Annotated in this window: 11 protein-coding genes; 1 reads left to right on the forward strand and 10 read right to left on the reverse strand. The window is 41.5% G+C overall.

What is annotated here, in order from left to right; genetic code table 11:
- Window positions 1-113 precede the first annotated feature (113 nt).
- The 10 genes from T541_RS0113630 to kduI all read right to left on the reverse strand — a co-directional run bounded on the left by T541_RS0113630 (window position 114) and on the right by kduI (window position 12,634).
- Window positions 114-1,982 carry a glycoside hydrolase family 35 protein gene (locus tag T541_RS0113630; RefSeq protein ID WP_026653241.1) on the reverse strand — a complete coding sequence of 623 codons (1,869 nt, stop codon included), beginning with the start codon at window positions 1,980-1,982 and terminating at the stop codon, window positions 114-116.
- Window positions 1,983-2,210: 228 nt separating this feature from the next.
- Entirely contained in the window at window positions 2,211-3,836 is a 1,626-nt protein-coding gene (locus T541_RS0113635; protein ID WP_026653242.1) for an ABC transporter substrate-binding protein, read from the reverse strand.
- Between the two features lie 103 nt (window positions 3,837-3,939).
- On the reverse strand, window positions 3,940-4,860 hold the full coding sequence (locus T541_RS0113640) for a carbohydrate ABC transporter permease (RefSeq protein WP_081779977.1): 921 nt from the start codon (window positions 4,858-4,860) through the stop codon (window positions 3,940-3,942).
- Window positions 4,861-4,877: 17 nt separating this feature from the next.
- On the reverse strand, window positions 4,878-5,834 hold the full coding sequence (locus T541_RS0113645; protein ID WP_026653244.1) for an ABC transporter permease: 957 nt from the start codon (window positions 5,832-5,834) through the stop codon (window positions 4,878-4,880).
- Window positions 5,835-6,075: 241 nt separating this feature from the next.
- The gene (locus T541_RS0113650; protein WP_026653245.1) at window positions 6,076-7,125 is read right to left on the reverse strand and encodes a LacI family DNA-binding transcriptional regulator; all 1,050 of its coding nucleotides are present in this window, start codon (window positions 7,123-7,125) and stop codon (window positions 6,076-6,078) included.
- 94 nt (window positions 7,126-7,219) lie between these two features.
- A complete protein-coding gene (locus T541_RS20805; RefSeq protein ID WP_051538262.1) occupies window positions 7,220-8,482 on the reverse strand; it encodes an HD domain-containing phosphohydrolase in 1,263 nt (420 codons plus the stop codon).
- Between the two features lie 135 nt (window positions 8,483-8,617).
- Window positions 8,618-9,643, reverse strand: a complete 1,026-nt coding sequence (locus T541_RS0113660; RefSeq protein ID WP_026653246.1) for a sugar kinase — start codon at window positions 9,641-9,643, stop codon at window positions 8,618-8,620.
- Window positions 9,644-9,691: 48 nt separating this feature from the next.
- On the reverse strand, window positions 9,692-10,651 hold the full coding sequence (locus T541_RS0113665; RefSeq protein ID WP_026653247.1) for a bifunctional 4-hydroxy-2-oxoglutarate aldolase/2-dehydro-3-deoxy-phosphogluconate aldolase: 960 nt from the start codon (window positions 10,649-10,651) through the stop codon (window positions 9,692-9,694).
- A gap of 215 nt (window positions 10,652-10,866) precedes the next feature.
- On the reverse strand, window positions 10,867-11,721 hold the full coding sequence (locus T541_RS0113670) for a gluconate 5-dehydrogenase (protein ID WP_026653248.1): 855 nt from the start codon (window positions 11,719-11,721) through the stop codon (window positions 10,867-10,869).
- 49 nt (window positions 11,722-11,770) lie between these two features.
- Window positions 11,771-12,634 carry a 5-dehydro-4-deoxy-D-glucuronate isomerase gene (kduI, locus tag T541_RS0113675; protein WP_026653249.1) on the reverse strand — a complete coding sequence of 288 codons (864 nt, stop codon included), beginning with the start codon at window positions 12,632-12,634 and terminating at the stop codon, window positions 11,771-11,773.
- Window positions 12,635-12,983: 349 nt separating this feature from the next.
- On the opposite strand from kduI, the gene T541_RS0113680 reads away from it, so the two are divergent.
- Window positions 12,984-13,170: hypothetical protein (locus T541_RS0113680; protein WP_026652972.1), on the forward strand; the 187-nt coding region annotated here is incomplete at its 3' end.

The following is a 13,170-nucleotide window of genomic DNA, read 5'->3' on the forward strand; positions in this document are numbered from 1 at the left end:
AAAAAAGCTGTAGTCCAACCAGTGAACTACAGCCTCTTCCTGTAAACAAAAAGCAAAAAACTATCTATAATCCAAGATTTCGGAACCGCCAAAATCTGAATTATCTAATATGATCAACCGATATCTGGTTCATCCTTAAGCTCGATTGTGTCTCTAACCTTACCATCTGTCTCGAAGATAATGATCTCATTCTCGCCATCCTTAAGAAGTGGAGCTGGGATGTAAAGCCTCTTCTGGGGTCCGATCTCCCAGAATCTACCAAGATTAAAGCCATTGATAAAGGCTACGCCCTTACCCCATCCCTCGAAATCAAGGAATGTATCACCCTTTTCTGTAACATCGAAGGTGAATTTATAAAAGGCTGGAACTCCCTCCTTGTAATCCTTGGAGAAATCAACCTTATTCACGTTATCAAGTGGCAGAGTGTAAATATCCCAATCATTGTGGATATGACCGTTAATCTGTACGCAGCGGTTAATACCCTTTCTCTGGGTCTCCATTCTAGGTCCAAAGTTAACTCTACCCATATTCTCAACAAGAATATCAAACTTCTCGTTAAGGCCCTGTAATGTGCCTGTAGAAAGACCTGCCTCTCCAATTGCAGCAGCTGCTGTCTCAGGAGTAAGACCATGCTCCATCATGAACTTACCAGCAAGCATCTGAGCTGGCTGTGAGCATGCCAGGTACTTCTCCATAGGAATGTTGTGCTCATCGTTAAGCTCAAGATCGTAAAGAGTGATAAGTGGATTCTCATCTACAAATACATTGGCTCTGTCTGAAGTCTCCCACAGCTTAAGCTTGGCAATTCCTGCCTCGGAATGAAGTCTTGATCTGTAGAGAATGTAACCATAGCTCTGATCAAGCTCCTCCATGTTAACTGTGTATGGAAGATGTACTGGTGTGCTAAGATCATCAACTACAGAGAAAAGAGATACCTTTTCTTTGCATGTGAGCTTACCATAGGCAGTTCTTTTGATATCGTCCTTAAGCTCAACCTCAGGAATATCAACGTACTTGGAAATAACTTCCTTGTACTTTCTATACTTTTCTGTAATCTGACCATCCTCTGTAAGGATTCCGTCATAGTCATAGCTTGTAACATCAGGAGTAAGCTCGTTGTAATAGTTAGAGCCGTTCATGAAGCCAAAGTTAGTGCCACCCTGGAACATGTAGATGCTGACATTACCAAGTTCAAGCATCTTATCAAGATCCTCTGTGCTCTGAACGAGATTGCCCTTCATATGTCCGCCATTTCCCCAATGGTCAAACCAGCCAACCCAGAATTCAGCACACATAAGTGGTCCGTTATTGGTGTACTCCTTAATAACATTGAATCTCTCTTCTGTCTTGGATCCAAAGTTACCTGTAGGATGGGCACCCTCAGCATATCCGCCTCTGTAGCTCTCATGGTAAGGGCCATCAGAAGTAATAAGAGGAACTGTTACACCGTACTTAACCATAAGATCTCTCATAGACTTCATGTACTCATGGTCATTAGCATAATATCCGTATTCATTCTCAATCTGCATGAGGATGATGTTGCCACCGTTATCAATCTGATACTTGGTGATCTTAGGCATAAGAACCTTATAATAATCCTCTACTGCATCAAGGAATGGCTTGTAGCTGACTCTAAGGCGCATGTTTCTGTCTTTTAACAGCCAAGCTGGAAGTCCGCCGAATTCCCACTCTGCGCAGATATATGGAGAAGGTCTGATTATGATATAAAGACCAAGCTCAGTAGCTGTCTGAATGAACTTCTCCACATCGCAGAAGCCCTCAAAATTAAATTCACCCTTCCTGGGCTCTGTAAGATTCCATGGAATATAGGTCTCTACAGTATTGCAGCCAAGAGCCTTGAGCTTAAGCAATCTGTCAGTCCAATATTCAGGAACAGTTCTGAAATAGTGAAAAGAACCAGCTATAACCTTAAAAGGCTCACCATTCAAATAAAAAGTATCCTTGATCTCAAATTTTCCCATAGTATGATCTCCCATATAACAATAACTATAAGCTTTTGTGCCTATATATTTACTTGAGTTTAAAGCCAAATAAATATATAGAAATAAAAGCCTTAAGTAAACCACAAATTATATTTTGGTTTCCTTTTCTTTTTAATAAAGGGAATACTGCCAAAAATTAACAGTATTCCCTTTTAAATCAAGCATCAAATATAGCTATTCTGATCTCGAATTCTATATGCCTGTCAATTACTTGTAAAGAGCATCGAACTGAGCCTGAAGAGCTGCAGTAACTTCATCGATACCAGCCTTCTGAAGAGCTGCCTGGTACTCAGCAACAATCTCCTCAGGAGTTCCGTTGTACTTACCAAATGCGATCTGCTTCATGTATGTTGTGTGGATATCGTTGATGTTATCAATCTTAGACTGAATATCATCTACATCAGGAACGAACTGACCATATGGATAGTCGATCTTGATTGCATCATACTCTTTGTAAAGCTTCTCGATAGCATCCCAGTTAAGTGTAGAATCCTTGATCTCGAGGTCGTCGTTACGTCCCCACCAGTAGTTAACTGAGATTCCGTCTGTAGCTGAGTTGTATCCGTCTGGAGTCTTTCTCATGCCGTCTTCTGTGATCTCGTAAGAAACACCCTCAACACCATAGTTGAAGAGCCTGTAGCACTCCTCATCATTTCTGATAAGGTCATAAACCATAAGTGCTCTCTCAGGGTTCTTAGAAGCTGCTGATACAGCCATAGCACCGTGTGTGATAGAAAGAGCTACAACGTTCTTTGTCTCTTCACCGAAGTAGAAGAAGCCTGTCTCTGCGTTAGGATCGTCATAGATTGTGTAACCATCCTTGTGTGAGCAAAGATCTGTCCAAGTCTGTGTGTGGTGCTGCTCAGCTGCTACACGACCGATCTTGTAATCTTCTCTGTTATCTGAAGATGTGTTGTTAAGTACGTCTGTCTTCCAAACGCCGATCTCATCCCATTCCTTCATCATCTTAGCAAACTCAACAAGTGAATCTGTATCTGTCATGTAAGGAGAATATACTGTGTAGAGGTCGTCCTTAGAACCGCCCCACATAGCGCCAGCGTTGATACCATCGATAGGTACATAGTTAGAGTGAGATGTGATCCATCCACCTACCATTGTTGCATACTGTGTTCCGTCTGAATCCCAAGGAATAACATCAGGATATGTCTCTTTTACATATCTGAAGTATGTTGTAAGGTCTTCCCAGCTCTTTACGCCATCAGCAAGTCCAGCTTCCTTAGCCCAGTCAAGACGATATGCAAAACCGTGGTTAGTCCACTGTGCATAGTTATCTTCAGGCATAAGGTAGATATTGCCGTTGTATTTGCAGAGATCCCAGTGCTCAGGTGATACTGACTCCCATGTCTTAGGAGCGTATGTCTGAAGCATTTCCTCTGAAAGCTCAAGGAAAGCGCCGTTCTTAGCATTTGGCCAAGCATCAAGCCAGTCAGAAGCAGTACCAACAAGGTCTACTGTTCCATCCATACGAGCAAGTGTAAGGTTGTAGTTTGAAAGGTAATCTGTCCAGTCGATGTAGTAAACTTCAAGCTCTGCATTTACCTTCTCTGTAAGGATCTCGTTGAGCTGTCTAAGCATCTCATCTGTCTGGTTTCCTTCTGGAGCACCACCAGTTGTCATGTAAGTGATAACAACGTGCTCTGAAAGATCGATATCAGAAGCTGTCTCAGATCCAGTTGAATCTGTTCCCTGAGTTGTGTTTCCTGACTGACTGTTGTCAGATCCTGTGTTAGTATCAGCTGGTGTTTTACCACAAGCTACGATACCCATTACCATGCTTAAGCTAAGTAATGTTGCTAATAACTTTTTCTTCATTTCAATCCTCCTTTAAGAAAAATATCTGAACCCCCCTCGGGGTTACATACATAGTTAATTATACCCGTGTTTTTGTACCTGTAACAAGATAGTTCTGCTCAACTTAACCTTTTACGGCACCTACTGTAATACCACCAATGAAATATCTCTGAACGAATGGGTACAGGAATACGATAGGACCCGTAGCCATTACTGCTGTTGCCATCTTAAGTGACTCTGTAGGAACATCTGTAAGCTGGATATACTGACCAGCGATAGAGTTCTTAAGGGCCTGTGTCTCGTTAACAACCTTGTAAAGCTGCCACTGAAGAGGCTTAACTGCTACTCTACTGCTAAGGAACAGTGATGACTGATACCACTCATTCCAATAACCAAGTGCAAGGAAAAGACCTATTGTAGCAAGTGCAGGCTTAAGCATTGGAAGGATAAGGCTTGTGAAGATCCTAAGGTCTCCAGCTCCGTCAATCTTACCTGACTCTGTGATCTCATGAGGAATCGCCTTAACGAAGTTCTTCATGAGGATTATAAGCCAAGGTGACATGAGCAGTGGGAAAAATACTGCAAGGTAGCTGTCGTTGAGCTTATAAGTCTGTGTCATCAGAAGGTAATATGGAGCAAGTCCTGCTGAAAACAATGATGTAAAGTAAATGTAGAAGGATATAACGTTTCTGAAAGGGAAATCCTTTCTCTGAAGTGCATATCCTGTCATAGCTATAATAAGAAGTCCTACTGCTGTTCCGCAGGCTGTAAGAGTAATTGTAAGTCCATATGACTTCCAGATCATTCCGCCTCTTACTACCATCTCATATGCTTTAACTGTAAATTCCTTAGGGATGAGCTTAACGCCCTCCGCTCTGATAACTGTTTCGTTTGTAAATGATGTACCAATGATGATCAAGAAAGGGAATACGCAAGCAAGTGCGTAAAGGCTTATCAGTACATATCCTACAGTTCTGATTATAATATCTGAAGCGCCAAGCTTAACCTTAACGCCGGTCATTTCAACCTGATTATTATTTGCCATTACTACGCTCCTCCTTCTTAGAATAATGAATAATCTGGATCGATCTTCTTAACAATGAAGTTAACAGTCATAACCATAACAAATCCGATAAGTGACTGATAAAGACCAACCGCTGATGCCGTCGAGAAGTTGAAGTCTGTAATAGTTGCTCTATAAACGAATGTCTCAATGATATCGGTCTTCTCATAAAGAAGTGAGTTAGTACCAATGATATTGTAGAACAATCCGAAGTTACCTCTAACGATTCCACCAAGAGCGAACAAAAGAAGAATTACGATTGTAGGCTTAAGTCCTGGAAGAATGATGTATCTGATCTTCTGGAAAGCGTTAGCTCCATCAACCTTAGCCGCCTCAATGATCTCTGCATCGATTCCCATGATAGCCGCGAAGTAAACAACTGAGTTGTAACCTGTTTGCTGCCATAAGTGAACGATTACAAGAATTACAGGCCATACATCCTTGTCTGAATATGGTCCCCACTTTTCTCTTCCAAGAGCTGTAAGAATCTCATTAACAAAACCGTAGTCATAGTTCAAAAGGTTGTAAACAAGAATTCCTACAAGAACCTGTGAAATGAAATATGGAAGGAACATCATTGTCTGTGAAACCTTCTTAAACATCTTGCTCTGCATCTCATTAAGTAAGATAGCAACTATAATTGCAAGAAGATTACCAAGAAGAATGAATGCAATATTATAAAGGATAGTGTTCTTAGTAAGATCAAAGAGCTTACCAGACTCTGCGAGGAATTTGAAATTATCCAATCCTACGAATTTACTTCCAAAGATTCCGTCACGATAGTTATATTTTACAAAGGCCACCCAGATACCTGGCATAGGCATATAACTAAACATAAAGAAAAAGATTACTGCAGGTAAGCACATCAGCTCGAGAACTCTGTATCTCCAAAGTGTCTCAAAAAATCCGCGCTTCTTAATTCCTGTAGTAGAAGATGTACTAGTGCTTTTATTCATAATGTCCTCCTACTTACTAAATCTCGATTACAAAAATCGTGAATTCGCAGTCCCCATTTGTGCAAGTTTACTATTTGCAACCGATTTCATATATTTATTTAATCACATATACACAAGAAACGTCAATGGAATTTTTGAAACCGATTTCATTTTTGGCAATATGCAACAAAAAGGGGAAGTTATTTTATTAACTTCCCCTAATTTTTGTGAAAAACTAACAAAAACCCTGTATACAATTATTCTAAACTGGAACTGGCCCTGTACTCTCTCTTACCACTAGTCTTGGCTGAACCATCTGTACTGAAGCCACTTCCTGGCCTTTTGAAACTTTGATAGCGGTGTCAACAAGCTTCTTGCCATAATCCTTGTAGTTATAATCAATACTTGTAAGCTTAGGTACCGTAAGATTAGCGATGTAGGTGTTATCAAAGCTTGCAATGGAGATATCCTCAGGAATCCTAAGGCCATGATCCATAATACTCCTGAGAGCACCACTGGCAGCAAAGTCATTGATTGTAATGATGGCTGTTGGCCTGTCCTCCAGCTCAAGGACCTTGTTAGTGGCCTCATATCCAGCCTCAGGATCATAGGAGCTACTTACAACGTACTCTCCTCTTTCAGTAATGCCGTACTTGGCAAGACCTTCTCTGTAGCTCTGATACTTCTTGTAGGTTGAAACTACTCTCATTTCGCCGCCAACCAGGGCAATCTTCTTGTGTCCAAGCTTGATCAGGTGATCCATCACAATATCCATACCAAGGGATTCATCGATAACTACGCTGTGAACTGCAGTCTTATCAAGCTTTCCTGTAATAACGATAGGAATGGTACCAGAAATCTTCCTAACCTTCTCAGCATATGTATCATCGGTAATAAGGTCGTCTACTCTTCCGCCCATCTGGATAATAGCATCAGCTCTTTGCTGTACAAGCACGTCCAGCTGAGACATCTCTCTTTCCTTGGAACTGTGGAAGTTAACCAGCGCAACGGAATACCCTTTCTTTTCTGCAGCCTTCTCACAGGCCACAAAAAGCTCTGAATAGTATGGATTTCTTACGTCAGCCACAAGAATTCCAATGCTTTTGGTTGCAGTATCAGAGAGACCTTTCGCAAGAGCATTAGGCTTAAAATCGTACTTTTCAATTATTTGTTGGATTCTTTCTTTCTTTTCTTTACGAACAGATGCACTACCATTTAGTACACGAGAAACAGTAGAAGCAGATACTCCTGCTTCCGCCGCAATATCATAGATAGTTATGGTCTTAGCGGTGTTCAGTCTATCTTTCTCCATAATAGCTCCGTCTTGGGGACTGTCTGAAACCGATTTCATAACTCAATATTACGTAATGGTTAAAACTATGTCAAGAAATATTTTTTGTATTTCGTTAAATTCTCATGTAAAGAGTAGGAATATCCTCCTCTGTCAGATGGAAATTAGCCCTTGTTTCATCCTGGTCATAGGTCTCCATCTTAACTACATTGACGTATCCATCATTGATCATGTCCACCATATAGGTGACAATATTAGGATCAAACTGAGTTCCAGCGCCCTTTTGCATCTCATTCATGATTTCATCCTTGTTAAGATGCCTTCTGTATACTCTGTTACTACTCATGGCGTCATAGGAATCTGCAACGCCCACTATTCTTGCATACAGAGGAATAGCTTCTCCCTTAAGTCCCTCAGGATATCCCTTTCCATCATATCTTTCATGGTGATAAAGAGCTGTCTCCCTTACGCCTCTAAGGGTTGTAAACTGTTTAAGCATCTTACCACCAGCTATTGTATGATTCTGAATAGCTTTTTTCTCATCATCAGAGAGCTTACCCGGTTTATTAAGAACCGCATCAGGAACACTGATCTTACCTGCATCATGAAGGAGACCAGCGTAGTACACATTTTGGACCTCATCTTCAGAAAGACCCATTCTCTTAGTAATCTCTGCAGCATACATGGCAACACGCTTAGAATGACCCCTGGTATAAGGGTCCTTGGCATCAATGAAGCTTATGAATGTATTCATGGACTGAAGAATTATCTTTATATCATTTTTCTGTCTTTCTCTATAATTCTTTAGATTAAGCCTTGTAACGATGAAACCTACGAATAGGATTCCCCAGACAATCACAAGTCCAAGGATAATCTTTCTAACAATAGACTTATCGGAGCCATAGTATTCATATCCAAAGACATTTATCTGAGTAATATCGTAATCTTCCGTACTGTCCAGGATAAATCCAAAAGAAATATCTCCATTATGCTCCAGAACATTGTTGTAATAAACAGGTGTGAACTCTAAATGCTCTGGATTAGTAACGTCCACTTCCACGTTCCAGGCACTTTCTACAACAGTTCCAGCTGGAACATCAACAGTTATGCTCCAGTTTGTAAGATCAAACTCTCCATTATTGTAAAGGGTAAAGTCGTACTGGATGCCATAGCCTCTGCTACTCTGCCAGACACCGGATTTATTGACCTTTCCATAAATGACGTCAGAAAGCCTAGAGCCAGTAAGGCTTATATCACCACTATACGTGAATGATACGCTGTTATTGACTATTATTATGTCTGTCATATATGCAGTTATCAGCAAAACAAGCACTGCTCCAAACAGGAGCAATGTGTTTATGGATTTTTCTATTTTCATAGAAATGGTCCCTCAGAGCGTAATAATGCACAATACTACGAGTACATTATACCGTCAAAGGGACCACAATAATATTTCGAATGTATGATATTTTGATAAATTATTTATATATTTAAGTCTATTATCAAATACCTATTATCTCTGGATACGTCCTGAACCGTCTCCACCAGCAAGCTTGTTAACCTCATCAACTGTAACAAGGTTGAAGTCGCCTTCAATTGAGTGCTTAAGAGCAGATGCTGCTACAGCAAACTCGATTGTAGCCTGAGGATCGAAGCCGTTTACGCAGCTGTAGATAAGTCCGCCGCCGAAGGAATCACCGCCGCCAACACGGTCAACGATGTGAAGTGCATACTTCTTGGAGAAGTAAGCCTGACCATCTGTGTAAAGCATTGCGCTCCAGTTGTTGTCGTTAGCTGAGATAGACTCACGAAGTGTGATAGCAACCTTCTTAAAGCCAAATCTCTCTGTGAGCTTCTGCGCAACCTCGATATAGCCCTCTCTGTTGAGCTTACCTGTTGTAACGTCTGTAGAAGAAGCTGCGATGCCAAATACATCATTGGCGTCCTCTTCGTTAGCGATACATACATCAACGTACTGGCAAAGCTCTGCCATTACCTTACCTGCCTTCTCCTTGCTCCAGAGCTTACCTCTGTAGTTAAGGTCGCAGGAAACTGTAAGGCCATGCTCTTTAGCCTTCTTAGCTGCCTCAAGAGTGATCTCTGCAAGGCTGTCACTTACAGCTGGAGTAATACCTGTGAAGTGGAACCACTCAGCTCCCTCAAAGATCTCATCCCAGTTGAAGTCTTCCTTAGTAGCCTCAGCGATAGCTGAATGTGCTCTATCATAGATGCACTTAGAACCTCTCTGTGAAGCACCCTTCTCGTTGTAGTAGATACCTACACGGTCGCCGCCTCTTGTGATCTTTGTTGTATCAACACCATACTTTCTAAGTGAGTTAACAGCAGCCTGGCCGATCTCGTGCTTAGGAAGCTTAGTAACATATACTGAATCAAGGCCATAGTTAGCAAGTGAAACTGATACGTTAGCTTCTCCGCCACCGAATGTAGCCTCAAGGTGATCAACCTGAACAAATCTTAAATAATTATCTGGCTGAAGACGTAACATGATCTCGCCAAATGTAACAACTTTCTTTGACATATCTTTTCTCCTCTTAATTCATTGAATCTATTGTTTATGTGGAAATTCTCAATTCTTAACTAAATGTACAGCGAATCCACCGAACTCCTCTGCAAGATAAGCAACCTTAAGGTGGTTATCAGCATCAAAGCTAAAGGATGTCTCATCAAACTTAACGCCCTGCTTACCAAGGTGATATACTGCTCTGTCTACGTTGTTGGTTCCGATAGCAATATGACCGTGTGTTCCACGTCCCTGAGACTTCATAACCTCTACTACAGATCCGGCAAATACAGAAGAATTGCCAACCTTAGTTCCAAAACCAAAGAGATTGAACATGTCAGCTGTCTTCTCAGCAGCTGCAGCATCTGTCTCATTGATACCAACGTGCTTCATTGTAAAGCCAAGCATAGCATTTACAGCATCTCTTGTCATAGCTTCGATCTCATCGAACTTGCCTGCAGCGATAAGATCTTTTTTAACCATCCAGCTACCACCGCAGCAGAATACCTTGTTGAAGCCAAGATAGTCGTTGAGGTTGTTCTTGTTGATGCCGCCTGTAGGCATGAAGTGCATCTTAGTATAAGGAGCTGCCATAGCCTTGATCTTGGCAATTCCGCCATTCTGCTCAGCTGGGAAGAACTTAACGCAATCAAGACCAAGCTCGATAGCCTGCTCAACTTCACCAGGAGTTGCTGTACCAGGAACTACAGGTACACCAATTGACTGAATGTACTCAACATTTGATCTGTTAAAGCCAGGGCTTACGATGAATTTAGCACCTGCAGCCTTAGCGCGATCTGCCTGCTCCTTGTTAAGAACAGTTCCTGCTCCTACGATCATCTCAGGGAATTTCTCAGAAATGATTCTGATAGCCTCTTCAGCAGCTGCTGTACGGAATGTTACCTCTGCAGCTGGAAGTCCGCCTTTAATAAGTGCCTCTGCAAGTGGCTCTGCATCCTTGGCATCGTCAATTGCGATAACTGGTACTATACCAATTTTATAAAGTTCTTCACAAATCTTATCCATTTCAATTGCCTTTCTTTTTATAAATATCTATATTTTATGTGATCAACACCGCAATTACTTCTCTTCGTTCTCGTAATTGCTACACACATTCGGAAATCGACATACTCATATTCATTCGTATGTCTTTTTTCCTCATGTGTGGCGCATCTTGAATTCACAAGCATTTTAGTGTGCAAGCACATAAATGCTTGTGAATTAATCTGCTGTTGATCAAATTACTGTGCGTCTTCTTCGTCTACAAACTCCATTTTGGATGGATCAAGGTTGGATGGATCCTGGCCAATGTAAGCTGAGATACCACCATCGATGTAAACAACCTGACCATTGATAAAGTCAGAAGCTGGAGAAGCAAGGAATACTGCAAGGCCCATAAGGTCCTCTGTCTTGCCCCATCTCTGAGCTGGAGTCTTAGAACGGATGAATCTGTCGAATGGATGCATTGATCCATCTTCCTGCTTCTTACGAAGAGGTGCTGTCTGAGGTGTTGCGATGTAGCCAGGTCCAATAGCATTACACTGAATGTTGTACTGACCATACTCAGAGCAGATATTTCTTGTAAGCATCTTAAGTCCGCCCTTAGCAGCTGCGTAAGCAGATACTGTCTCACGTCCAAACTCTGACATCATTGAGCAGGCGTTGATGATCTTACCAGATCTCTTCTCCATCATATCAGGAAGAACTGCCTTTGAGCATACGAATGGTCCTGTAAGGTCAACATCGATAACCTGGTTCCACTCCTTAAGAGTCATCTCGTGCATAGGAATTCTCTTGATGATACCAGCGTTGTTAACAAGGATGTCGATTGAACCAACCTTATCCTTAACGTCAGCAACAAACTTCTGCACCTGCTCCTCGTTAGTAACGTCGCAAACTGCTCCGTATACTTCGATTCCGCGCTTCTTGTACTCTTCAAGGCCCTTATCTACAAGTTCCTGATTGATATCGTTGAAAACGATCTTAGCTCCACTCTCAGCAAATGCTACTGCATAAGCAAGACCAAGACCATATGAAGCACCTGTGATCCATGCTACCTTTCCCTCAAGTGAAAAGTTCTTTAAAAAGTCTCCCATTGTAATTCCCTCCTAAATTGTGTTCGTAATAGTTATAAGGTTCTGATCTTTACATAAGATCCTGCATTGCGCAATCATCCATATCGTCGAAGTCCTGGTTCTCACCAACCATTCCCCAGATGAATGTATAAGCCTGTGTTCCGCATCCTGAGTGAATTGACCAGCTAGGGCTGATAACTGCCTGCTCATTTCTCATGATGATGTGTCTTGTCTCCTGTGGCTCGCCCATGAAGTGCATTACAAAGGCATCCTCAGGAATATCAAAATAAAGATAAACTTCCATTCTGCGGTCATGTGTGTGACATGGCATTGTGTTCCAAACGCTGCCTGGCTTAAGCTCTGTCATACCCATCTCCAGCTGGCAGGTCTCAACCTGGCCTGGAAGAATGTATTTGTTAATTACGCGGTGGTTAGCACCCTCGAGGCTTCCCAGTTCCTTCTTATTCTCATCCTTGATGATTACAACGCCTTCTTCAGGTGTTCCCTCTCTCTTAATGAGAACTGTAGGATATGTCTTGTGAGCTGGTGCGCTGTTAATGTAGAACTTGGCTGGCTTGGAGCTATCCTTGCTGGCAAAAGAGATATCTTTTGCACCCATACCAATGTACATTCCCTGCTTGTAATCCACATCGTACTTCTTGCCATCAATGGTGATTACACCTGCGCCGCCGATGTTGATAACGCCCATCTCACGTCTCTGAAGGAAGTACTCAGCTCTAAGCTCATCTCCTGCTGTAAGCACTAGCTCCTTATTTACAGGAACTGCTGATCCTGTAATGATTCTATCAATGTGACTGTAAACAAGCTTGATATCATCAGCCTTGAAAAGGTCATCGATAAGAAACTCTTCTCTAAGTCTCTTGGTATCGTAGTATTTCTCGTCTCTAGGCGAGCATGCTGTTCTAAGTTCCATATAACCCTCCATCCTAACCCGTAACCCCTTGGTTTTCGGGCTTTATTACTTTGACATTTATATCATACATTTCAATTTATTCTTTGTCAGTTCATATATGTTATAAAAACTTGCAAATCTTGACTAAATGTAAGGGCTTTCACATTTTTTACATTTGCCCTGTCAAAAGAGCTATCTATCTCCCACCAAATCTCTAACCCTTCTAAATTCTAACATTTCCATTCATGGTGCGTATTGCAAAAGTTAGTAGAGTAAATAAAGATTCGGAAAAATAAGAAAAGGGAAAGCATCATCTTCATGATAAGATTAGATTTGCGAGAAAATAATCTAAGAGAAGGTGGTGCTTTCCATGTACAACAGTATACTACAGTTTATTCAGAAAGATATTAGAGAGATTGAATTAATTGTAAAAGAGCTCCTTGATGGGGAAAGAGATACAGCAGATCTGTCACAGGAGGTGCACAAACGGGTACTGAACCTTGGATGTAGTCTCGTAAGTGAGATATATGAACAGATAGATGAGGAGATATTTGGGA

The organism is Butyrivibrio proteoclasticus P6B7 (assembly GCF_000622085.1).
GTDB classification, from domain to species: Bacteria; Bacillota; Clostridia; order Lachnospirales; family Lachnospiraceae; genus Butyrivibrio; species Butyrivibrio proteoclasticus_A.